17 protein-coding genes and 1 pseudogene are annotated in these 22,224 nt (G+C 70.9%); 9 read left to right on the top strand and 9 right to left on the bottom strand.

Annotated features, from left to right (window positions below; all coding sequences use genetic code 11):
• Positions 1-99: 99 nt before the first annotated feature.
• Both AB7V09_RS10120 and AB7V09_RS10125 read right to left on the bottom strand, forming a co-directional pair.
• Complete coding sequence (locus tag AB7V09_RS10120) at positions 100-1,068, bottom strand: helix-turn-helix domain-containing protein (RefSeq protein ID WP_419143660.1); 969 nt, start codon at positions 1,066-1,068, stop codon at positions 100-102.
• 462 nt (positions 1,069-1,530) lie between these two features.
• Positions 1,531-2,013, bottom strand: a complete 483-nt coding sequence (locus AB7V09_RS10125) for an S-ribosylhomocysteine lyase (protein WP_009406873.1) — start codon at positions 2,011-2,013, stop codon at positions 1,531-1,533.
• Positions 2,014-2,053: 40 nt separating this feature from the next.
• Between AB7V09_RS10125 and AB7V09_RS10130 the strand changes: the two genes are divergently transcribed.
• Together AB7V09_RS10130 and AB7V09_RS10135 are read left to right on the top strand one after the other, a co-directional pair.
• Positions 2,054-2,878 carry an alpha/beta fold hydrolase gene (locus AB7V09_RS10130; protein ID WP_419143661.1) on the top strand — a complete coding sequence of 275 codons (825 nt, stop codon included), beginning with the start codon at positions 2,054-2,056 and terminating at the stop codon, positions 2,876-2,878.
• 169 nt (positions 2,879-3,047) lie between these two features.
• Entirely contained in the window at positions 3,048-4,358 is a 1,311-nt protein-coding gene (locus tag AB7V09_RS10135) for an AI-2E family transporter (protein WP_419143662.1), read from the top strand.
• A gap of 200 nt (positions 4,359-4,558) precedes the next feature.
• Here the strand turns inward: AB7V09_RS10135 and AB7V09_RS10140 are convergent, their stop codons facing one another.
• The 5 genes from AB7V09_RS10140 to AB7V09_RS10160 form a co-directional block, all read right to left on the bottom strand.
• Positions 4,559-5,506, bottom strand: coding sequence for an ROK family glucokinase (locus AB7V09_RS10140; RefSeq protein WP_419143663.1), 948 nt, complete (start codon positions 5,504-5,506; stop codon positions 4,559-4,561).
• 191 nt (positions 5,507-5,697) lie between these two features.
• Complete coding sequence (locus tag AB7V09_RS10145; protein ID WP_419143664.1) at positions 5,698-6,645, bottom strand: DsbA family protein; 948 nt, start codon at positions 6,643-6,645, stop codon at positions 5,698-5,700.
• Between the two features lie 219 nt (positions 6,646-6,864).
• On the bottom strand, positions 6,865-7,362 hold the full coding sequence (locus AB7V09_RS10150) for a fluoride efflux transporter FluC (protein ID WP_419143665.1): 498 nt from the start codon (positions 7,360-7,362) through the stop codon (positions 6,865-6,867).
• A complete protein-coding gene (locus AB7V09_RS10155; protein ID WP_419143666.1) occupies positions 7,359-8,066 on the bottom strand; it encodes a CrcB family protein in 708 nt (235 codons plus the stop codon). Before AB7V09_RS10155 ends, AB7V09_RS10150 begins: the two co-directional genes overlap by 4 nt.
• Positions 8,059-9,759, bottom strand: coding sequence for a DUF2079 domain-containing protein (locus AB7V09_RS10160; protein WP_419143667.1), 1,701 nt, complete (start codon positions 9,757-9,759; stop codon positions 8,059-8,061). Before AB7V09_RS10160 ends, AB7V09_RS10155 begins: the two co-directional genes overlap by 8 nt.
• Before the next feature lie 80 nt (positions 9,760-9,839).
• Between AB7V09_RS10160 and AB7V09_RS10165 the strand changes: the two genes are divergently transcribed.
• The 4 genes from AB7V09_RS10165 to AB7V09_RS10180 all read left to right on the top strand — a co-directional run bounded on the left by AB7V09_RS10165 (position 9,840) and on the right by AB7V09_RS10180 (position 15,948).
• The gene (locus AB7V09_RS10165) at positions 9,840-11,306 is read left to right on the top strand and encodes an amino acid permease (RefSeq protein ID WP_419143668.1); all 1,467 of its coding nucleotides are present in this window, start codon (positions 9,840-9,842) and stop codon (positions 11,304-11,306) included.
• Positions 11,303-12,169, top strand: a complete 867-nt coding sequence (locus tag AB7V09_RS10170; protein WP_419143669.1) for an inositol monophosphatase family protein — start codon at positions 11,303-11,305, stop codon at positions 12,167-12,169. The genes AB7V09_RS10165 and AB7V09_RS10170 overlap by 4 nt, the downstream gene beginning before the upstream one ends.
• A gap of 224 nt (positions 12,170-12,393) precedes the next feature.
• A complete protein-coding gene (locus AB7V09_RS10175) occupies positions 12,394-13,956 on the top strand; it encodes an MFS transporter (RefSeq protein ID WP_419143670.1) in 1,563 nt (520 codons plus the stop codon).
• Between the two features lie 114 nt (positions 13,957-14,070).
• On the top strand, positions 14,071-15,948 hold the full coding sequence (locus tag AB7V09_RS10180) for an alpha/beta hydrolase (protein WP_419143671.1): 1,878 nt from the start codon (positions 14,071-14,073) through the stop codon (positions 15,946-15,948).
• Positions 15,949-16,403: 455 nt separating this feature from the next.
• On the opposite strand, the pseudogene AB7V09_RS10185 reads toward AB7V09_RS10180, so the two are convergent.
• Positions 16,404-16,514 (bottom strand): annotated as a pseudogene (locus tag AB7V09_RS10185) (LuxR C-terminal-related transcriptional regulator); the annotation flags it as partial.
• An 81-nt stretch (positions 16,515-16,595) separates the two neighbouring features.
• Positions 16,596-19,589: a lysylphosphatidylglycerol synthase domain-containing protein gene (locus tag AB7V09_RS10190; RefSeq protein ID WP_419143672.1), complete on the bottom strand. Its 2,994-nt coding sequence runs from the start codon at positions 19,587-19,589 to the stop codon at positions 16,596-16,598.
• A 158-nt stretch (positions 19,590-19,747) separates the two neighbouring features.
• Here AB7V09_RS10190 and AB7V09_RS10195 point away from each other — a divergent pair, with 158 nt between their 5' ends.
• From AB7V09_RS10195 to AB7V09_RS10205, 3 genes are all read left to right on the top strand, one after another.
• Positions 19,748-20,401 carry a hypothetical protein gene (locus AB7V09_RS10195; protein ID WP_419143673.1) on the top strand — a complete coding sequence of 218 codons (654 nt, stop codon included), beginning with the start codon at positions 19,748-19,750 and terminating at the stop codon, positions 20,399-20,401.
• Positions 20,394-20,819 carry a winged helix-turn-helix domain-containing protein gene (locus AB7V09_RS10200; protein WP_419143674.1) on the top strand — a complete coding sequence of 142 codons (426 nt, stop codon included), beginning with the start codon at positions 20,394-20,396 and terminating at the stop codon, positions 20,817-20,819. Before AB7V09_RS10195 ends, AB7V09_RS10200 begins: the two co-directional genes overlap by 8 nt.
• 204 nt (positions 20,820-21,023) lie before the next feature.
• Positions 21,024-22,028 (top strand): alpha/beta hydrolase, encoded by a 1,005-nt coding sequence (locus tag AB7V09_RS10205; RefSeq protein ID WP_419143675.1) that lies wholly within the window; start codon positions 21,024-21,026, stop codon positions 22,026-22,028.
• The last annotated feature ends 196 nt before the right edge of the window (positions 22,029-22,224 follow it).

Consider the following 22,224-nt stretch of genomic DNA (forward strand, 5'->3'; position numbering starts at 1 on the left):
CGGGCCGTGCTTCGCACCACCGCTGTGCCGTGCCGTGCCGCACCCCATCACCAGGTCCGGGGCCCCACTGTGTTCCGGCGCCCCATGGTCTACGACGCCCTACTGACCCGCGCCCTCGTCGTCCCGGGAGCCCGTGGCGGCGGTGACGGCCGCGGCCGGGTTGATGGGCAGTGCCCGGCGCGACTGGTCGCGGCGCAGCAGGAAGTTCCCCAGCCGGATCGGCCAGGCCACGTGGTTGATCCGCGGCCAGCGCAGCATGACGTAGTCGACCGCGTCGTCCACCTCCAGGCGCCGCGTCGAGTTGCCGACCCGCACCCACAGCGCCGCTCCGTCGTGCCCTTTGGCCGGCTTGAGGTAGACCGGCAGCGGGGATGGGGGTGCCGTCACCCGGCACACCTCCGCGGTCCCGTCCGGGGTGGGCGCGAAGTCCACCTGCGGCAGCGCCGCCGCGTTCGTGCCCATGCGTGTGCGCCACATGCCGCGCAGCCACAGCTCGAAACGGTCGGCGTCGGGCTGCTTGAGGGTCGTGTAGTCGGGGCCGAGCCCGATGAGGTTGCCGCCGTCATCGATGCCGAGCAGGAGCGTGCCGCCCGCGGAGTTCATGAAGGCCGCCACCGTCTTGGCCACGATCTCCTCCATAGCCTCATCGCGCTTGTCCGTGCGCAGGTTCCAGCGCGCCGAGGACTTGAACTCCAGGCGGTCGGACTCGCCCATCTGGGCGACCTCCGCGATCGGCAGCAGCGTGGGATGGTGCTGGACGCGCGCCAGCACCGCGGAGGTTGCCACCAGCACCACGACCGCCACGCCGCAGGAGGTCGCCAGCATCTTGAACGAGAACAGGTCGCCCTCGTCGAAGATCCACCCCGCCAGCAGCAGCCCCAGCCACAAGCCGACAAGCGCGATGAGCGTGGCCGCCGCACCCGACACGGAGACTCGCCCGCGCAGCAGGAACCGCGTCAGCCGCCCCACGAGGAAGGACAGCAGGAGCAGCAGCGGCTGAGCGATGACCCACCAGATGAGGATGGGGTTGGCGGGGTTGGTGATGGTGACGGTCTCGATGCTCTCCACGTGCGTCAGGTTCTCTTCGTCTCGGTGCCTCGCGGCGCGGGCACAGGGTGGGCGGGGGTGGGCTGAGTGCGATTCAGGATGCTGTTGGTGCCGGTGCTGGACCGGGCCCGACGTCGGAGCCCGGCGACGGCGCGCTGTCTCGCCCCATGACTGTGCCAGGCTGGGTGTTGCCAGACTGTGAGGACGGTCCTCTCCTCCCTCTCCTCGGTTCCCGGTCTTGGTGGTGCTTGGTTGTGCCGGCTCTGCGTCTCGCCGGCGGGGACATTCCGCGCGGCCGGGTGCGTGTCCTTCCGGGCGGGGGCGTTCGACGCCGTCGGGGACCGGAATCCTGTCCCCGCACGCGCAGGTTGCCCCCAGCCGGGAGGGAATGTCCCCGGCTGGGCGGGAGTGTCCCCGGGCGCGCAGGACGTCCCCGGCTGGGAGAGAGTCCCCGGGCGGGCGACACAGGGCCGCGCGGCTGCGTCAGGCCATGACCTGCGTCCACTCCTCGCGGGCGGCGAGGAAGTCGCGCACCGCCTCCTGGGCGGCGGCCAGCGAGTGGTTCGCCCCCCAGCCGCACTGGACCTCGTTGGCCGCCGGCACCTCCTGAGCAGTGAGGATGTCGCGGAAGGTCGCCTCCAGCAGTGGCAGGAACTCCTCGGTCTCCACCCCCAGCATGAGGGCGTAGAAGCCGGTCTGGCAGCCCATGGGGGAGAAGTCGATGAGCCGGTCGGTGTGGTTGCGCATGAGCTCGGCGCTCAGGTGCTCGATGGAGTGCACGGCCTCCATCTCCAGGTGCTCGTGGTTGGGCTGGCAGAACCGCACGTCGTACTTGACGAGCACGTCCCCGCCGGGCAGCTCCTTGCGGTCGGCGACGCGCACGTAGGGCGCGGCCACCTTGGTGTGGTCCAGGTTGAAGGACTCGACGTTCATCCTCGGCGTGCTCTGCTGGCTCGTCTCGCTCATGGGCTCAGCCTACGGGGCAGTCACGAGGCAGGATGGGGCCATGACTTCACTGGCGCGCATCGTTACGGGGCCCGACGACGCCCCCACCCTGGTCCTACTCCACGGCATCACCGGCTCCGCGGTCTCCCTGGCCGAGGCCATCGACCACTGGGTGGGCCGCGGCTACCGGGTCGTGGCGGTCGACGCCCGCGGGCACGGCCTGTCCCCGCGGTGGGAGCCGGCCGAGCTCGAGCGGGCCGGGGAGGTCCTTGTGGAGGACCTCATCGCCGTCCTGGAGGAGTTGGAGGCAGCCTCGCGCGGCCGGGCCGCCCTGGGCCTGCCGACGCCGCCCGCCCCAGTGGTCATCGGCCACTCGATGGGCGCGGCCACTGCCATGGTGGCCGCCGTCCGTCGCCCCGACCTGCTCTGCGGCGTCGTCCTGGAGGACCCGGCCCGCTTCGGCACCCGCAGCCCGCGCGAGCTCCTGGCCCGCGGCGCCGCCCGGGAGCGGGCCCGCGCCACCGAGGTCGCCGACCTGCCGGCCGCCGTCGGCCGCGCCCTGGAGACCATGCCCGACGCCGAGGCCCTCCCGGGTGTATGGGCCTCCCAGCGCACCGACCCGGGCCTGCTGCTCTCCGGCGTCGTCGCCCCCGAGGTCCCCTGGGACGAGGCCATGGCCGCCCTCGAGGTCCCCGCCCTGCTGCTCACCGGCGACCGGCCCGGCAGCGCCCGCGTGGGCAGCGAGGGCCTGGCCGCCGCCGCCCGCAACCCCCGCATCACCCCGGTCCTCGTGCCCGGGGCCGGCCACCAGGTGCGTCGCAGCGACCCGCAGGCCTTCTACCGCGCCGTCGACACCTGGCTGGCCGAGGTCCTGCCGGTGGGCTGAGACGGGGGAGCAGGCGGCTGACATGCCACCCGGCCGCCGGACTGCCGTCGCCGCGCCGTCGCGCCACTGCCGCGCCACCACCGTGACCGCGGAAAAGGGGGAGAGCTCCCACGGCGCGCACAGGCCCGTCGGGGCGCAGTGCGCCGCCCGTCCGTGGGAGGATGCGCCCATGGCAGTTGTGTCGGAAAAAGCTCGGAAGGCCGCCGTTCCCCTCCCCGGGGAACGCACGCAGGGGGAAACCATCGCCTATCTCCTGGCGGCACTGACCATTGGCGCGGTGGGGCTCTACCTCATCCAAGACCTCTTCGCCCCGGCCTTCTTCGCCCTCACTCTCGTGGTGACGGTCCGGCCGATGGTGTCGTGGATGACGCGCCACCGGGTGCCGCGCGTGGTTGCGGCGACGGCGGCGATCGCGCTCATCTTCGCCTTCGTCGTCCTACTGTTCGCGGCCCTGGCCGTCGCCGTCGCCCAGCTCGTCGACACCCTGCCGCAGTACGCCCCCAAGTTCCAGGCGATCTGGAAGCAGGCCGAGACCCAGCTCAACAGCATGGGGGTCGACCAGTCCGCGGTGCTCAAGCAGGTCACCAATGTCCTGGACACCTCCCAGCTGGTCATGGTGGCCCAGCCGGTCCTGGGGCAGCTGACCTCGGCCAGCGCGATGCTCGGCGTCATGTCGATGGTGGTCGTCTTCCTCATGTTCGACACCGCCAAGATCGAGATCCGCACCGCGGCCCTCGGCGTCCTTAAGCCGGGGATGGCCTCAGCCCTGGTCTCCTTCTGTGAGGCGGTGCGCTCCTACTGGATGGTCTCGACGGTCTTCGGTCTCATCGTGGCCGTCATCAACGCGGTCACCCTGTGGTACCTGAACGTGCCGATGGCCATCACCTGGGGCGTGGTCTCCTTCATCACCAACTACATCCCGAATATCGGCTTCGTCCTGGGCGTGGTGCCGCCGGCGATCCTGGGGCTGGTGGACTCCGGCCCGTGGACGGCGCTGTGGGTGGTGCTGTCTTACACGGCGGCCAACTTCGTCATCCAGTCCCTCATCCAGCCCAAGTTCACGGGGGACGCGGTGGGGCTCAATACGACGACGACCTTCCTGTGCCTGCTGTTCTGGTCCACTGTCACCGGGGCGATGGGGACGATCCTGGCGGTGCCGCTGACCCTGTTCGTCAAAGCCCTCCTCATCGACTCCGACCCGCGCTCGCGCTGGGTGGGGATCTTCCTGTCCGCCGGCGACTCGCCGGTGCGCGACCCCGATGAGCTCGACCAGGGCGTACTCGACCAGCTCGACCTCGACGGTGACGGCGTTGGCGAGGCCGACCCCGACTACGGCCGGGCCGTCGTCGAGAAGCGCGCTGAGGTCATCAAGGAGCGTGAGAAGGCCGGCAAGTCGGCCACGCGCGCCAGCGGCGGTGGGGACGGCGACGACGTCGAGGTCTCCGCACCCTCGGACTCCAGCCGGGCCACCAAGGACTGAGCTCAGGCCTGCGCCCCGGCGCACTGACGGCCGCAGGGCGAGCCTGGCGCTCAGGGAATCGGCGACTGCGTTTCGCCCCGAGAACGTACTTCTCCTCCAGACCACTGAGGTCCGTCCCCAGTCATCTGGAGGAGAACGCAGTCCTCGTGTAGAAAGTACGTTCTCGACGACGTGGCCTCCGGCCCGGCCGGCCGCGGCGCTCAGGGCTGACGGGCCAGGTCCGCGGCGCCGACGAGCCCGGCCTCCTGGCCGCCCTCGGCCAGGACCACCGGAATGTCGGGGCGGTGGGTGCCGGCGGTGAGGTTCTCGGCGAAGGCCTTGCGCGTGGGGGCGAGCAGGATGTCGCCGGCCTCGGCCAGGCCGCCGGCGATGACGATGACCTCGGGGTCCAGCAGCGCGCACATGTCGGCCAGTCCCACCCCCAGCCAGTGGGTGAGCTGCTCGTAGCACTCCAGGGCGGCGGGGTCCCCCTCGCGGGCGGCTGCGGTGACGGCCTTGCCGGAGATGTGCTCCGGGTTGCCGCCGGAGAGCTCGATGATGCGGGCCGCGTAGTCGGGGCGGAACTGCGCCAGCTCCCAGGCGTTGATGCCCAGGGCCGTGCCGGCGCTGTAGCGCTCCAGGCACCCGCGCAGGCCGCACCCGCAGGGGCGCCCGCCGGGAACGACGTTGAGGTGCCCGATCTCCCCGCCGAATCCGGCCGCCCCGCGCAGGAGGTGGCCGTCAACGATGATGGCCCCGCCCACGCCGGTGCCGATGGCCACGATGAGGGCGTTGCGCTTGCCGCGGGCCGCCCCGAAGCGGGCCTCGGCCCACCCGAAGGCATTGGCGTCGTTCTCGACGACGACGGGCAGGCCCACGCCCTCGGAGACGACGTCGCCGATCCGCATCCCGGTCCAGTCCAGGTTGGTGCCGTGCGCCATCGTGTTGCGGTCGGAGGACACGAAGCCCGCCGCCCCGATGCCCACGGTGGCCACGTCGGGGAAGTCCTCCCGCAGCCGGCGCACCACCGTCGTGATCGTGTCAATGATCGCCTGGCGGTCGGCGGCGGGGGAGTCTCGCCGAATCGTCTGAAGAACCTTCCCCTCGTCGTCGACGACGCCGGCCGCGATCTTCGTTCCGCCGACATCCACTCCGATGCTCAGTGCCATGCGCACTCCTTGGTGAAACGACCGTTGCTGACGTCGCTGCGTGCGGTGTCGCTCGTCAGACGATCAATGGGATAAGTGATGGAAGAATAGCGTCCCCCGGCCCGCCCGTGGGGCGAGTCGGGGGAGGAGCCCCGGGGTGGGGCAGGAGCACCTGAGCCGACGGGCGCCGTCGGCGCTCCGCTGCGCGGCGGTCAGTGCGCCGACGCCGGTGCCGCGGGACTCGTCGGGCTCGCGGACCCGGTAGTGCCCTGGGCTCCCTTGGCCTCCTTGGCCTTGGCGGCCTGGCTCTTGACGACGGATGTCATGTAGTCGGCGTCCTGGTACCCGTTGATGTAGGTCTCGCCCACGATCATGAACGGAGTTCCCTGAATGCCGATGGAGTGGACGTGGTCGGTGGACTCGGCGACGGCCTTGACGGTCTCCGCGGCGGTCATGTCAGTGCGGAACTTCGACAGATCCGCCACCCCGGCCTTCTTGGCGAAGTCGACCAGGGAGTCCTCGGTGTAGGCCGGGTGGCCCTTGGGGTCGGCGGCGGCGTAGACGGCGTCGTGGAACTCCCAGAACTTTCCCTGCTTGGCGGCGGCCCGCCCGGCCTGGGCGGCCAGGGGCGAGGTCTCGCTGATCTGGGCCAGGTCGCGCCACTCGATGCGCAGTGTGCCCTCCTCCACCAGCTTGTTCAGCTCGGGCTCGACATTCTGGGCGAACTGGGTGCAGAAGGGGCAGGCGAAGTCGGAGTAGATGACCATGACGACCGGCGCGTCGACCTTGCCCTTGGCCTGGCCGTCGGCCGGGTCGCGGTGGATCTCGGAGTGGATGAGCTCGAGGGTCTGCTGGTCGGCGACCGGTGGGGCCGGCTCGGGCTCGGGGACCGCGGCGGCCGAATCGGAGGAGGAGGCGGGCGCCTGGCTGGCGGCGGCGGCTTGATGGCGCCGGGAGGCGACGTTCTGCAGCAGCACTGCGGCGAGGACGGCCAGGATGACGGCGATGACCACGAGGGTGATGACCGTGGCGCGGTTGGTCTTCGACTGCGTCTGCGTCGGCGTCGAAGAAGGCGGCTGAACACTCATGGCAGCGAGTCTGTCAGAGGAGACAGGCCCCGCAATACGCCTGATATGGCTGATGAGAGCACAGTTCGTCACAGCCGTCTCAGGCCGATCTCGGCAGGCCCGCCAACCTCACGGGGCGCTCACGAGCCGCTTACGGCACGCTCACGAAGGTCACCGAGAATCATCGGCCCCGGAGGCGCCGTCGCCCATCCTCCGACCCACACACTTCGACCGAATCTTCATTATCGACCCGGAGCCGCGTCGATTATGAAGATTTTGTCGAAGTGAGGTCGGGGCCGGCCCGGTGGCGCTCTAACGCAGGGCTGCGCCGGCAGCCAGCCCGAGTCCGACGGCGCCCAGCGTCGCCGCCGTCATGAGGGTCGCGTGCGCCAGGGCCGGCCCCCACCGTCCGGCCAGCAGCAGGCGCGCTCCCTCGACGCAGGCCGTGGAGAAGGTCGAGTACCCGCCCAGGAAGCCGGTCCCCACGACCGTCAGTGCGGTGGCGGCCCAGGTCCCGGAGTGCGGCGGGTCTGCCGTCCGGCCCACGAGCAGGCCCATGAGCAGGCAGGCGGTCACGTTGACGACGACCGTGCCCCACGGCATTCGCAGCATCCGCGACATCCAGGGCGCCCGCACCCCGGAACGACGCCGCTGCCGGCCTCCCGCCGCAGCCTCCCGGGCGGCTCGGCCGCTGAGGCGGCTGACGGAGGTGTCCACGCCCCAGCGGCAGGCCGCCCCCACCCCGCCGGCCAGCGCCAGGGGGAGCCAGTCGGCGAGCCAGGTCCCCAGCCCGGCGGCGGCCCCGCTCATGACGCCTCCGGGAGGGGGCCTCTGCCTGCTCGGCCCGCACTGCCCGTGCTGTCCGGGTGGCGCAGACGGCCGGCCAGCCACAGCCCGATCCCGGCCGCCACCAGCCCGGCCACCATCGACCCCACCAGGTAGGCGGCGCCGAGGACCGGGTGGCCGCCGTCCCCGCTGGAGGTCAGGAGCCGGTGGCTCTCCAGGATGAAGGTCGAGTGCGTCGTCAGCCCGCCCAGCACCCCCGTGCCCAGGGCCAGTCGCAGGCGGGGGCGGCCTTCGCCGAGCGCCCCGAGCAGCAGCCCCAGGGCCAGGGCCCCGACGACGTTGAGGGCCAGGGTCGTGACCGGAAGGTGCCCGGGGGAGGCGGGCCAGGCCCGCTCCAGGGCAGCGCGTACCAGCGTGCCCGCGCATCCGCCCGCGGCGACCAGGGCCAGGGAGGCGGCCACGGACGGGGCTCGCCCGGCTGCCGAGGGGGAGCCGGCTGCAGAGGGGGACGCAGCCATGGACGGGGCGAGGGACGCAGCCATGGACGGGGCGAGGGACGCAGCCACGGATGGGGCCCGCCCGGCTGCCGGCGGGGAGGGGGCCACGGCCGGGGCCGGCTCAGTCCCCGGCCCGGCCCCCGGGCGGGTGAAGGTCCCCGGCGCGGGGTCGCCTCCGGCCTCGGAGGCGCCGCGGGTTCCGGCGCCGGCGCCGGGGTCTGCCTCAGCCATTGCGCTTGGCGATCTGGTAGTTGTCCTTGTTGTAGATGAGGGTGTAGGTGGCTCCCTGCTTGGAGTGCTTCTTGCCCCAGGCGGCGGCATCGCTACTGCCCCACTGGTTGGCGCTGGTCGGGGTCATGACGATGTACTCCTTGTCGGGGCCGCTCGTGCCCGCCCAGGAGACCTCGGCCCGGGGCACCAGGTAGGCCAGCAGCGACAGGTCGGTGACCACCGTGGCCCCCTCGGGGATCGTGGCGATGACCTCGTGGGCGACGGCCACCCGATGCGTCTCGGTTCTCTTCGCCTCGTCGCTCTGCTTGGCCTCGGCGGCGAGCGGGTCGAAGTTCTTGTTGGTGGCCTGCCACAGCGGGAGGTAGGGGGCGGTCAGCACCCCGGTGGCCACCGCGGTGAGGATGCTCGTGGCCACCACGAAGCGGTGCCGCATCGGCACCGTGAGCCAGGTGGGGAAGGCGGTCGGGCGCCGGCGCGGGCCGTCGACGTCGGACTCGCCGGCGGTGCCTGCCTCCCCTGCCTCCCCGGCGGCCAGGGCGGCCTGGGCGGAGCGCCCCATGACCGCTCGGCCATCGACCCCCACCTGCCTGACGGGGCGGTCGGCCACGTAGGAGCCGTGGGCCCGGCGCCGGGCGACGACGTCGAGCAGCGCCCCCAGCGCGATGGGCATGAGGGTGGCGTTGTAGTGCCAGTTGTCCCACACCCAGTAGAACTCCACCGACCCCAGGAACCGCCACGCCAGCGTCGGCAGCACCACGAGCAGCCACGGCGAGGTGACCCCGACGACCCCACTGGTGAGGATCAGCATGACGACCACCGTGGCCTTCTGGGTCAGGGCGTCGGGTGAGGCGGGCTGGTCCTGCGAGCCCAGGCCGTAGTCCCACACCCCGTTGATGTTGAAGGCCGGCAGGAACACCTGGATGGCGAAGAGGAAGGCCGCGATCCCGCCGACGATCATGCCCACGCCCAGGCGCAGCCCCCGATGCCGGTTGCGGGTGGCCTCGTCCGTGGGAGCGTTCCCAGCGGCGGCGTTGAGGCCGTCGGCCCCGCGTCCACTGGGCCGGATGACCGTGCAGCTGCGGTACCAGGCCGGGACGGCTGAGGTGAGGATGACGGCCACTCCGATCATGAGCACCGTCAGCCCCATGTCCTCCTTGACCAGGACCAGGGGCACCGACCAGGCCGTCACCGCCCCCCAGCGCCGCTCCACGAAGGCCACCGAGGCATAGGCCAGCAGCGGCATCGCGAAGGCGATCTCATGGAACTGTGCCGCCACGGCCCCCTGCATCCCCCAGGACAGGACGTAGACGAGCCCCAGCCCGCCGGCCACCCACTGATTCGTCAGGCGGCTGGCCAGGCGGGTCAGCGGCCAGGCCGAGAACGCCAGCAGCAGGTCCTGAGTGATGAGCAGGCTCAGGGGCGTGGGGAAGAGCCTCCAGATCGGCCCCAGCAGAATGAGGATCGGGTGGAAGTGGTCACCCAGGAGGTTGTATCCGTCACCCTTGACCGGCACGATCGGGGTCTGGAAGTGGGCGTAGGCCTTGGCCAGCTCGGAGAAGATCGCCAGATCCCAGCTGGGCACCGGCTTCATCGTCTCCCACTGGACGATCGAGTAGTAGATCATCACCCAGGCGCCGATGACGACGACGATCGCAGCCGGAATCGAGTGGCGAATCTGCTCCTTGAGGTTCACGGCGCCGAGCCTACCCGTGTGAATCGGGGATGAACCTGGTAGCGCTAGGCTCGTGGTGTCACCCACGATCAGGAGACGAGATGCCCCTCACGCCGCCGCCCGCCGATTCCACCTCGGCGGCCGAGTCCTCGCCGCCTCAGCGGCCTGACCTCGACCAGATGGTGGACCACGACGCCGAGCCCCAGCTCCAGCGCCACCTCACCAACCGCCACGTCCAGCTCATCGCCATCGGCGGGGCCATCGGAACCGGGCTGTTCATGGGGTCGGGGAAGACGATCTCCCTGGCCGGCCCCGGTGTGTTCCTCGTCTACGCGGTCATCGGCGCCATCCTCTTCCTGGTCATGCGGGCCCTGGGCGAGGTGCTGCTGTCCAACCTGTCCTACAAGTCCTTCGCCGACGTCGCCCACGACCTCATCGGGCCGTGGGCGGGCTTCTTCGTGGGCTGGACCTACTACGTGTGCTGGCTGGTGACGGCCGTGGCCGAGGTCATCGTCATCACCGGCTACGTGAGGTACTGGTGGCCGCACCTGCCTCTGTGGATCACGCCAGTGGTGACCGTGATCCTGCTGTTCAGCCTCAACCTCGCCACCGTCAAGGCCTTCGGTGAGATCGAGTTCTGGTTCTCCATCGTCAAGATCGTGGCCATCATGGCGCTCGTCGTCGTCGGTGTCCTCATGGTGCTGCGCGGGTTCACGGCGCCCAACGGTGCCCACGCCCAGTTCTCCAACATCTGGAGCGGCGGGCTCTTCCCCAATGGTCTGAGCGGGTTCTTCGGGGCCTTCCAGATCGCCATCTTCGCCTTCGTGGGCACCGAGCTCGTGGGGACCGCGGCCGCCGAGGCCAAGGACCCGGAGGTCACCCTGCCCCGGGCCATCAACGCCATCCCGGTGCGCATCGTCCTGTTCTACCTGGGGGCGCTCGCGGCCATCATGGCCGTCACCCCGTGGCAGGAGATCAACCCCGAGGCAAGCCCCTTCGTGGCCATGTTCGCCCTGGCGGGGCTCGGCGTGGCCGCCAGCGTCGTCAACTTCGTGGTGCTCACGGCCGCGGCGTCGTCGGCCAACTCCGGGGTCTACTCCACCTCCCGGATGCTCTTCGGCCTGTCCTGGGCGGACAACGCCCCTCACGTCTTCCGCAAGCTGACGGCCCGTTCGGTGCCGGGTGTGTCCCTGGCCGTCACCTGCGCCAGTCTGCTCACCTCGATCCCGCTGCTCTACACCTCCACGTCCATCATCGCGGCCTTCACGACGGTGACCACGGTGGCCAGCGTCCTGTTCATCCTCGTGTGGTGCGTCATTGTCGTGAGCTACCTGCGGTTCCTCACCCTGCGGCCCGAGCTTCACCGCGCCAGCACCTTCCGCCTGCCCGGTGAGCGTGGGGCGGCCTGGCTGTGCCTGGCCTTCTTCGCCTTCGTCATCTGGACCCTCACTCAGGCCCACGACACTCGCATCGCGGTCTTCGCCTCGCCCCTGTGGCTGGTGGTGCTAGGCGTGGCCTGGCTCGTCCACAGCAGCCGGCTCGCCAGGCAGCAGGAGCTCCAGTCGTGAGTGCCGGTGGTGGGTCAGTGACCCCGAAGCCGTCAGAGGGGCCGACGTCGTCGGCCTCCCTGGAGGAGCTGCTCGCCCGCGGGGTGGGTGCGGTCCGCCAGGCGGCCGCCTTCGCCCTGGACCCGGGTGAGGAGCTGCGCATCGAGGCCAAGGCCCACCGCAACGACCTGGTCACCCAGGTCGACCGCGGCGTCGAGGAGCGCATCGCCAGCCATCTGGAGGCCACGGGCGTGCCCATCCACGGCGAGGAGGCGCACCGCGTCCAGGACTTCGAGACCTACCGCGGGCGGACCTGGGTGCTCGACCCCATCGACGGGACCCTCAACTACGTGGCCACCCACCGCGACTGGGCCATCTCCCTGGCCCTGGTCGACGACGGCGTACCCACGCTCGCCGTACTCGCCGACCCCGTGGCGGGCCGGCTCTACACGGCCATCCGCGGGCGGGGCGCATGGGTGCAGCCGCTCCGGGCGGGGTCGGCGGGCACCGACGACGCGGCGCCGCGGGCCCTGGAGCGGCTGAAGGACCTGCCCTTGAGCGAGGGCATGCTCATCGCCCACTACCAGCTCACGCAGAACGCGGGCATCAGTCAGGCCATCGAGGCCTCGCGCGGCATGCGCTGCTACGGGGCGGCCGCCCTGGAGATGGCGGAGGTGGCCGCGGGCGGCGCGGTCGTCTACGCCCAGCCGCGGCTCCAGCCCTGGGACGTCGCGGCAGGGGCGCTGCTGTGCACCGAGACCGGCGCGGTCCTGACCCGGATGGACGGGGCGCCCTTCGACGTGCGCCGCGCCGGCTCACTCCTCGTGGGCACCCCGACCGCCCACGCCGAGGTGCTGGGGCACCTGCGCGCCGTCGGGGCCTGAGGCTCTCTGCGGCGGGCAGGGTGCTTGCCTTCGCGCGGTCGTGCCTTATGCCTCGAGATCGAGGGTTTAAGGGTGCGACCGCGCTACCTACCCTACGACCGCGCGGTCGTGCAGCCGGGTGAGCGCTGCGCACAGGTGGTCGCCCCGGTGTTAATCTGTGTGGCGGTCGTTTAGGTCTGGGGGCGCGTGCCGCCACCCGAGAACCCTCGCGAAAGGTGCGCCATGTGAGGCAGACACTCGTCTTGCTGCTGATCTGCACCGCCAGCTTCATGAACGTCCTGGACGTCACGGTCGTCTCCGTCGCGCTGCCTGACATGGGGGCCGCACTGGGGGCGTCGCTGAGCGAGCTCCAGTGGGTGGTCAATGCCTATACCCTGCCGCTGGGGACACTCCTCATGTCGGCGGCGACGCTGAGCGGATCGGTGGGGCGGCTGCGCCTCTTCCGCTGGGGCGTTGTCCTGTTCACGGCCGGCTCCCTGGTCTGCACGCTGGCGCCGTCGGTCGGTGTCCTGGACTGGAGCCGCTTCATTCAGGGGGTCGGTGGCGCGATCTTCCTGGGCGTCGGCGTCCCCATGATCTCGGACCGCTACCAGGCCGGCCCCGCCCGGGCGCGAGCGATCGGTGTCTACGGCGCGGTCTCCGGTGCGGCGATCGCCCTGGGCCCGCTCCTTGGCGGAGGGCTCGTGCTGATGGCGGGCTGGCGCTCGATCTTCTGGGTCAACGTCCCGGTGGGCCTGGCGGTCTGGCTCGGATCGTGCTGGGTTCCCGAGGTCGGCGCGGACCGGGGCGGCGCTGCGGGCAAGGCGGCATCCAGGAAGGTCGACTGGCCGGGCACGGTGCTGTGCGTCGCCATGACGGGGGCGCTCACACTGGCGCTCCTCCAGGGCAACACGTGGGGATGGGCCTCGCCCGTGATCGTCTCCCTGCTGGCCGGCTCGGCGGTGCTGCTCGCCGCGTTCTGCCTCGTCGAGAGACGATCGGCCAGCCCCATGGTCGACGTCTCGATCCTCACCGAACCCACCTACGCCGGCAGCGTCCTGGTCGGCTTCATCATCCAGGCGGCCCTCATTGGCCCAATGGCCTTCCTGTCCCTGTACGCGCAGAACATCTACCGGCTGACCCCTGCCCAGACCGGGCTGTGCTTCCTGCCCTTCAGCGCCTCCGCCCTCATCGTGGCCGCCACCTGCGGGGGAGCGGTCAGACGCCACGGAGCCAGGGCGAGCCTGCTGGGAATCGTGCTGGGCGGCGTCGTCGGCTCCTGCCTGCTCATGCTCCTGCGCGGATCGAGTACCTGGCTGGTCCTCATCCCCGGGCTCGTCCTGGCGGGGGCCGCCACCGGGGCCACCGGTACGATCGTCAACCAGCTGGCGGTCTCCTCGGCCGATGAGGACACCGCGGGGATGACCTCAGGATTCTCCGCCTCCGCTCGGCAGCTCGGCATCGTCATGGGGGTCGCGGTCATGGGTGTGAGCTATGAGCGCGTCATCCGGAGCGTGATGACGACGGCCCCGCAGATCGGTGTCCTGGGGCGGGCCGCGGATCGGGAGCGTCTCATCTCCCTGGTGGCCTCCGGCAAGGGGCTGCGGGCCCTGGACGGCTGGCCCACCGCCATGACGGCTGACATGCGCTCCCACCTGGCACCGCTGGTCCGCTCCGCCACGGATGCGGGGCTCAGCGTCAGCCTGGGGGTGGGGGCAGCGGTGATGCTCGCCGTCGCGATCCACCTGGCCCTGACCGTCCCCGGACGGCGCCAGAAGCGAGAGGTCTCGCACTTGTTCGCCTCGTGATCGTGCTCCCGCGCTGTCGAGGGTGATGCCGCGCGATGAGGGTTCAGGGTACGGCCGCGTGACTTACCCGACGAACACGCCGGGCATATGGGGGACACAGGTGGCCTTCGTAGGATGCCGCGCATGACAAGAACACCAAGGCGGCGTCCGGTCGATCCAGGGCGCGCCAGCGCGGCGCAGACGTCCGCGCAGTCCTCGATGACAGGCGGCGCACCGCGCCGTCGTCGCACGGGCATCAGTGCCCTGGCGGTCCTCGTCGGCGGGTGCCTGAGCGCCTGTGGGACGGGACTGTCCGCCGCAGCGGGCGGCTCGGCCACCGTCCCGGGCCCGATTCCCTCCGGCCTGGAGTCCTTCTACCGCCAGGCCGTCAACTGGTACCCCTGCGCCGCCACCGACGGCGTGGAGAAGGCCTCCGAGAAGACCGCCCAGGCGAGCGCCTTCACGACGGCCGCCACGGCCCCGGCGCAGACCACCGCCACCCCGAGCGCCGACGGCGCGACCGGCGCGACCGGGACGGCCGGCTCCTCCGAGGAGGAGACCGACACGGCCACCTTCAGCTGCGCCGTCATCACCGTCCCCCTGGACTACGCCAATCCCAAGGGCGAGACCATCTCGATCGCCGTGAAGAAGCGCGCCGCCACCGGCGGCCACGCCCAGGGCGCCCTGTTCATCAACCCCGGTGGTCCCGGCGACTCCGGGGTCTCCTTCGCCGAGCGGGCGGGCAACGCCTTCAGCCCCGATCTGCTCGAGGCCTACGACATCATCGGCTTCGACCCGCGCGGGGTCGGCTCCTCCACGGCCATCACCTGCTCCAGCGACGACGACTCATCCTCCGGCACCGCTGAGCCCTCCGCCTCGGCTGGGGCCACGGCCTCGCCGTCGGCCTCGGGCACGCCGTCGGCAGGCACTGAGCCCTCCGCGGAGGCCTCCGCCGAGGCCGCTTCGGGCGGCGACTCCTACGAGGAGTGGGCGGAGTCGACCCGGCAGTCCTTCCAGGAGCTGACCGAGAAGTGCGCCGCCAACACCAAGCCCGCCGCCCTGCTCGACCACGTCGACACCGTCTCCGCAGCCCGGGACCTCGACATCCTGCGGGCGGTGGCCGGCCAGGAGAAGCTGAACTACCTGGGCTTCTCCTACGGCACCTACCTCGCCACCGTCTACGCCGAGACCTTCCCCGGCAACACGGGCCGCATGGTGCTCGACGGCGCCATCGACCCCTCTCTATCCCTCGCTGAGCAGGGACTGGGGCAGGCCAAGGGCTTCGAGCAGGCGCTGCGCACCTACGTGGACTACTGCCAGAACTCCACCGGCTGCCCGCTGAGCGGGGGCACTGACGCCGGAGTCCAGCAGATCCGCGACCTCATCACCTCCGCCAACAGCACGCCCCTGGCGACCGGTGACCCGAACCGCACCGTGACCGGCGCGGACATTGTCACCGCCCTGAGCGAGTACCTCTACACCACCGAGCAGAACTGGGAGCCCCTGAACAAGGCCCTCGACCAGGCCATCAACCACCGCGACGGCTCAGCCTTCGTGGCCTCCGAGGAGCAGGACACCTCCTCGAAGGATGACGGCGGCGGGGCCTTCCAGGCCGTCACCTGCCTGGACTACCCGGTGGAGGGCGACAAGACGACCTGGGCCGCGCAGTACGAGCAGGCCCAGCGCGAGGCTCCGGTCTTCGGGAACACCGCGGTCGGGATGGACCTGGTGTGCAGCGTGTGGGGGCACAACGGGACCCGCAAGCCCACGCAGATCCATGCCCGCGGGGCTGCGCCGATCCTCGTGGTGGGAACCACTGGGGACCCGGCCACCCCGTACACCTGGTCGAAGTCCCTGGCCGAGCAGCTCGACTCCGGCCAGCTGCTGACCTGGGAGGGCAATGGGCACACCGCCTACGGCGGCGACGCCTCCTGCGTCAACGACGCCGTCGACGCCTACCTGATCTCCGGCACCATGCCCAAGAAGGGCCTGACCTGCCACGGCAACGAGTAGGCGTGTAGCCAACGAGTCAGCGGGCGGGCCGAGGTGCACTCGGCCCGCCCGCTGACGTCACTGAGGGTGTGCGTTCGACGACCGGGGCCGCGCAGGGGCGACCTGCCGGGAGGAACGCGTGGCGGCTCAGGCCGGCCATGTCGGAGCTTCTCGCTCAGCCCGGGAGGCTTATTCACAGGGCTAGCCGACGCTGGCATCTGCGCAGGTCACAGCACCTTCGATGGATACCGTGAATAAGCCTCCGGGTCTGCTGCAACAAGCATGTGTGTTCCGGTCAGAAACTGACTGCCCAATCCCAAAATTTCAACCATGTGAATTCTTTGCTGAAAGAGGCAGGGTTGAGTGAGAAAATGAGGTTGAACATCGTTCTTCCTTCCTGGATATGGTGCACTGGGTATTTTACCTGGGTGACAAGGTAAATCACCCGTCCGGATAGACGGATTGGATGAGTCCGATCACACCAGATTGTGCTGCAGGGCGTACACCGCTGTGCCCACCCGGTCTTGGACTCCGAGCTTGGCAATGATGGCGGATACGTGAGTCTTGACCGTGGCCTCGCTGACTGGGGTGCGTGGGCGCCTCTGCCCGGGCGTGACCGGCCCGCACCGAAGGCACCTTCATGACAGGGCCCTGTCCGTGCACGCGCACTACAGGTCCCCGACCTTCTGAAGGCGCTGGAGGCTGAGCCAGCCCACCGGGATCGGGATCCAGAAGGTCACCAGGCGGTAGACGATCGCCGTGGACAGCGCCACCCCGTAGGGGACGCCGGCGGCGACGAGCCCGGCGGTCAGGGCGAGCTCGACCGGCCCGATACCGCCGGGGGAGGGCACGATCGAGCCCACCGTGTTGGAGGCCAGGTAGGTGATGGCCAGGACCGCGAAGGGCACCGTGTAGCCGAAGGCCCACAGGCTCGCACTGAAGGACAGGATGTAGGACAGGGTCAGCATGAGCGCGCCGCCGACCCCCAGCACCAGGCGCATCGGGTTGGACATGACCCACACGAGCCGCGGCCACACCTGGCGGTAGGTGGGCTCGATCTTGGCCCAGGCCCAGCTGCGCGCCTTGGGGATGGTCAGGACCACCGCCGCCACCACGACGACGGCGCCCGCGGCGACCAGCACCCAGCCGGACGGCAGGGTCAGCCCCGTCGACTGGCCGGTCATGGCCGCCAGCACCACGAGCAGCACCACGGTGACGACGAACTGGACGACCTGGACCAGGGCCACCGTGGCCACGCCGACCGCGGTGGGCACCCCCTTGCGGTTGAGGAAGCGCAGGTTGATGGCCGCCCCGCCCACACCGGCCGGGGCCACGAGCGAGACGACGGCGCTGGCCAGGTGCACCTCGGTGGAGCGCCACAGGGAGAGCCGCTCGGGGCTGAAGGCCACCAGCGTGAGCCCCGCGCCCACGTAGGTCGCCACCGAGAAGAACAGGGCCGCCAGCATCCACCAGACGTTGGCCTGCGAGACGGCCGCGGAGACCTGCTGGAAGTCCAGCTGGGCCAACAGTGTCCACACCGCCACCAGGGCCACCACGGCCATGAGGACGGTGCGCGTGGAGAAGCGGTTGAGGCGGGCCGGCTCGGCGTCGGCCGTGGGGGTCAGCGCCACGAGGGCGTCGCGCAGATCCTGGAGGACCTGCCGGCTCGCTCCGCGCCGCCCCATGACCTCGCGGGTCTGACGCGGCAGCACCACCCGCTGAAGCATGGGGGCGATCGAGGCCAGCTGCGCGGTGGTCAGTGAGCGGGAGGCGGCGTCGATGGCCCGCTGGGCACCGACCGCCAGCGCCGTCAGCGCCAGGGCCTGAGCCAGGTCCACGCGGCGGGAGAGCTCGGTTGAGATCGTCTCGCCCGAGGCCCAGTCCAGGAGCCACAGCCGCCCGGACTCGTCGACGACGACGCTCGAGGCGTCGATGCTGCCGTGCGCCAGCCCCGCGGCGTGAGCGCGCTGGAGCTGGCTCCACAGCTGGTCCAGGACGTCGTCGTCCACCTCGGCCCCCAGGTCGCTGATGGACCGGGCGCCCACGACGTGGTCGGTCACCAGCAGCACGGACTCGGCGGCCTCGGCCATCCCCAGCAGGCCGGGGGTGCGCACGCGGGCGCGGCGGGCCTCCATCGTCATGAGGGCGGCGTGCTCGGCGGCCGGGCGCAGGGACAGGTCGCGGGTGGGGGACAGGCCCCGAACGCGGATCTGGTCCCAGATGTTGGAGAGGAATCCGGCCACCTGCCGGTCGGCGTCGAGGAGGGTGACGTTGTGACGCTCACCGGCCGAGTCCCACACGGCGTACATGCGGTGGACCGAGGCCCGCTCCTGGGACAGGGCCTCGCTGGAGGCCTCGGCCAGGACCGCGGCCAGGTCGACATCGGAGGCCGGCCTGATCGTGTTCGCGCCCGCCGGCGCCCCGGTGCCCCCGGTCCCGGCCGTGTCCAACGGCGTCGAGTCGAGGGGGGAGGCGGTCTCGCCGCTCGATGAGCCGGTGAGTGCGTCGGTGACCTGCGCGTCGGTGGGGGCGGAGGCGTCGTCGGTGGTGGGCTCGAGGCCCGCCGGCTCCTGCGGGGCCGGGCCCAGCGGGTTCTCGCTGACCTGCTCACGCACCTGCTCACGAACCTGCTCGGTGTAGCCCAGGGGGGCATCGGTGGTGACGACCCAGGCGCGCGCCTCAGGGGCACGGTCCATGCGGACCACGCGCACGGCGTCGATCCCGGCCCGGCGCAGGGCGCGCACGAGCGTGACCCCGTGGGCGCGGCGGTCCTCCACACCGAAGACGTAACGGACCAGCAGGCCGACGGTGCGGCCCAGCAGCAGGGAGAGCACCGCGCCCGGCAGGGTCAGGGCGCCGCGCAGGACCGCCATGCCCAGGACCACCCACAGGGCCGCCCAGGCCGAGCGCATCACGGTGGAGCTGTTGCGGTCGCCGGCGCCCGTGAGCAGGCCGGCCATGGAGGCGAAGACCGTGGAGATGCCCAGCTGGGCGGTGCCCGAGGCGGTGACCGTCAGTCCCATGACCAGGGCAGTGGGGCCCCAGGCCACGAGGCCGGTCATGGCGGCGACGGCGACCAGGTGGCCGGCGATCCCTGACAGGACGGCCTGGCCGCAGGAACGCCAGGAGCGGCGCAGGACGCGGTCCAGCAGAACGGCCAGCGGCACGATGAAGGTGACTAGGCCCTCAATGGTCTGCAGGGGGAAGACGAGGATGCGGCGTAGCACCACCGCCAGGGCGTTCTGGACGTCCTGGGTGACGCCGGTGGTGGTCTCGTGGGCGTAGATCGCCAGGACGAGGACGGCGAAGATGCCCAGGAGCGTCAGGGCCAGGTCGAGCAGGTCCTCCGTGCGGCGCAGGCGGTGCGCGGTGGTGTCCACCAGGAGCGTCGTCGAGCGGGGGGCGGGGCTGGAGGCCGGGGCGGGCTCGGCCATTGGGGCGACCCCGATGACCGGGATGCCGACAGGAGAGGTGGAGGTCGACTCCACGGAGGGCGCGGAGGGCGCGGAGGGCGCGGTGGTGGACGAGGTGGCCGACGAGACGGCGGCCGCAGATGCCTGCTGGTCGACGGCGGTGGGGGACTCGCCAGGAGGCGAGGTGAGCGTCGAGGCGTGGTCGAGGTCGCCGGCCGGCGGGGGCGACCCTGGTGCCGCATCTGTCATGACGCCGATTCTAGGGGGAGAGCCTGGGTGGACCCTCCTACGCCGGAAGGAGCCGCGCGGCGACGTTGGCTTGTTCAAAGTAGTTTGCAACGCAAACCAAGGGGCGTTATCCTGGAGTTGGTTTGAAACGCAAACCCCTGTTGACGAGGAGGTTCACCATGAGTGCTGCCACTGAGGATCAGCGGATTCCGGCGGGACCCGACGAGGCCCTCGCCGTCGTCGAGGCCCAGCGGAGCGCCTATCTCAAGCGGCACAGGGTCAAGGCGACTCCGGTCCTGGTCGCCTGGGGGCTGGCCTGGCTGATCGGCTATGCCGCCCTGGCCCTCTCCCGCAGGTCGGACTACAGCCTGCCGCTGGTGCCCTACCTGTTCTTCTGCGGCTGCCTCGCGGCGGCCCTGCTGTTCACCTTCGCCTATATCGTCCCCAAGGTGCGCGGCATCCGCGGCCGGAGCAGCCGAGAGGGCACCTACTACAGTCTCGCCTGGTGCCTCGGGATGCCGCTGAGCGCCCTCATCCTCAGTCGGGTCAATGCCTTCCTGGCCGCCCTCGACACGAGCCAGGCCAACGAGGTTGCCAGCGTGGTGTCCAACGCCCTGCCCTGCCTCGTCGTCGGCGTCATCTTCCTCATGAGTGCCGCACTGTGGAATGAGGCGGTCATGGGGGTCCTGGGCGGCTGGATCCTCCTGGTCACCCTGGTGGTCACGATTGTCGGGATGCCCTGGGCCTGGTGGATCATGTCCGTGGCCGGTGGGGGCGGCATGCTGGTGGCCGCTGTCGTCGCTGCTGCCGCAGAATCGAAGCGAGGTGCGTGACGTGACCGGAGGGGCGAGGGTGCAGCGGCCCGAGAGGTCGGAGAGTGCCGGCAGGGCGGAGGGGGCGGCTGAGTCGGCTGAGTCGGCCGGTGCCGGAGCTGAAGTCCTCGCTGCTGCAACGGCCTCCGCCGTCGATATCGACCCCGTCATTCACGCCCAGGCCCGCCTGCGGATCATGGCGACCCTGGCCGCCGTGCCCGTTGGCGACGAGCTGCACTTCCCGCGGCTGCGCGAGCTGCTGGACATGACGGCGGGCAACCTGTCCACGCACCTGTCCAAGCTGGAGGGGGCGGGCTACGTGCAGCAGAACAAGACCTACTCCGGGCGCAGTCCCGCCACCTACCTGGCACTGACCCCTGAGGGGCGCGTGGCCTTCGAGCGGTACGTGTACAACCTGCGCGCCCTGCTCGACGCCTGAGCTCCTCCGGGTCGGCCGCGACAGGGGTGGTATTAACCGAGCGGTTAGCGTATGGTGTGAAGCAAGTCTCATAGGTGGATGCCGATGGAGGCGCCGCCGTGAGGCCCTGTCGCAAGGGTCGGCCGGTGCCCGTCAGCCGGCTGGTCCACGGGGCGGCAGGTCCGCCCCGCCATGCCCGTCACCGTCGACATCCAAGGACACGCCATGCCTTTCAGTGCACAGACCCCGCCCGCTGACTCGCCATCCCACCTTCAGCCCAACCGTGCCTGCGCCCACCGGCTCAGCCGCCGGACCCTGCTCAAGGGGGTGGGTGGTCTCGCCGCCGCCTCCGTCATCGGGGGCGGCGGCGTCGTCGCCGGAGCGGCCCCGGCCCAGGCCGCCCTCACCGTGGCCGAGCACGAGGACCACGGCCGCATGCAGTACTACAAGCTGGCCACGTCCTCGATCGGCTGGCTGCCACGCGTCAACGTGCTGCTGCCCGACGGCTACGACACCTCGCGCCGCTACCCGGTGCTCTTCCTGCTGCACGGCGGCGGCGAGAACTACTCGACCTTCGACACGAAGTACGACATCCGCAACCACACCGCGGGCCGCGACCTCATCGTCGTCATGCCCGACGGCGGGGCGGCCGGCTGGTACTGCGACCCTGAGTCCTCCAACGTGGGGCCGCGCAACTGGGAGACCTTCCACATCAAGGAGCTCCTCCCCTGGGTCGATGCCACCTTCGCCACCACCGGGCAGGCATCCCGTCGCGCGATCTCCGGCTTCTCGATGGGTGGTTTCGGGGCCCTGAAGTACGCCGCGAAGTACCCCGAGCTCTTCGCGTCGGTCTCCAGCCACTCGGGGCCGGCCGACCTGCGCATCCAGGACGGGGCGGTGGTCCACTGGGCGAACTTCACCGCCAGCGCCACCGACCTCAAGGGCGGCACCATCTACGGGATCCCGTGGGACCAGGCGCGGGTGAGTGCCGACAATCCGGTCGAGCACGTGGAGAGCTACCGCGGCAAGCGCGTCTTCCTCGTCTGCGGCACCGAGAGCGATCGCTACGAGAGCATCGTGCTGCCCAGCCAGCAGAACTTCGAGAAGGTGCTCGACGGCGCCGGCATCGGCTACGAGCGCTACGAGGACACCGGCGCCCACGTCGTGCGCTGGGGCCGCATCCAGCAGGACATCGACTCCTTGCTCAACCACTTCGCCAAGGGCGCGTGAGGGCCGGGCGCCGGCGGGGTTGGTCGGATCGGCCGGCTCCGCCGGGGTGGTGGGTGGCGGTAAGGCCCCCCGCCTGGTCACAGTGAGAGCCAATCACTCTGATATGGCGAACCTCGCAGGGCGCCGTCGGCACTTCATCAGGACAAAACCGCACCGGCCGAACCGGAAGGGCGGATACTTCCGGTGAGTTGCCGTC

This window comes from Actinomyces sp. SKVG-SVH-4(1), assembly GCF_048514265.1.
In the GTDB taxonomy this organism is placed as follows: Bacteria; Actinomycetota; Actinomycetes; order Actinomycetales; family Actinomycetaceae; genus Actinomyces; species Actinomyces oris.

Coding starts and splice junctions, on each gene's coding strand:
- AB7V09_RS10190 (WP_419143672.1), bottom strand. CDS start 19,589: ATGACAGATGCGGCACCAGGGTCGCCCCCGCCGGCCGGCGACCTCGAC.
- AB7V09_RS10125 (WP_009406873.1), bottom strand. CDS start 2,013: ATGAGCGAGACGAGCCAGCAGAGCACGCCGAGGATGAACGTCGAGTCC.
- AB7V09_RS10140 (WP_419143663.1), bottom strand. CDS start 5,506: ATGGCACTGAGCATCGGAGTGGATGTCGGCGGAACGAAGATCGCGGCC.
- AB7V09_RS10180 (WP_419143671.1), top strand. CDS start 14,071: ATGCCGCGCATGACAAGAACACCAAGGCGGCGTCCGGTCGATCCAGGG.
- AB7V09_RS10150 (WP_419143665.1), bottom strand. CDS start 7,362: ATGAGCGGGGCCGCCGCCGGGCTGGGGACCTGGCTCGCCGACTGGCTC.
- AB7V09_RS10195 (WP_419143673.1), top strand. CDS start 19,748: ATGAGTGCTGCCACTGAGGATCAGCGGATTCCGGCGGGACCCGACGAG.
- AB7V09_RS10155 (WP_419143666.1), bottom strand. CDS start 8,066: ATGGCTGAGGCAGACCCCGGCGCCGGCGCCGGAACCCGCGGCGCCTCC.
- AB7V09_RS10205 (WP_419143675.1), top strand. CDS start 21,024: ATGCCTTTCAGTGCACAGACCCCGCCCGCTGACTCGCCATCCCACCTT.
- AB7V09_RS10135 (WP_419143662.1), top strand. CDS start 3,048: ATGGCAGTTGTGTCGGAAAAAGCTCGGAAGGCCGCCGTTCCCCTCCCC.
- AB7V09_RS10130 (WP_419143661.1), top strand. CDS start 2,054: ATGACTTCACTGGCGCGCATCGTTACGGGGCCCGACGACGCCCCCACC.
- AB7V09_RS10165 (WP_419143668.1), top strand. CDS start 9,840: ATGCCCCTCACGCCGCCGCCCGCCGATTCCACCTCGGCGGCCGAGTCC.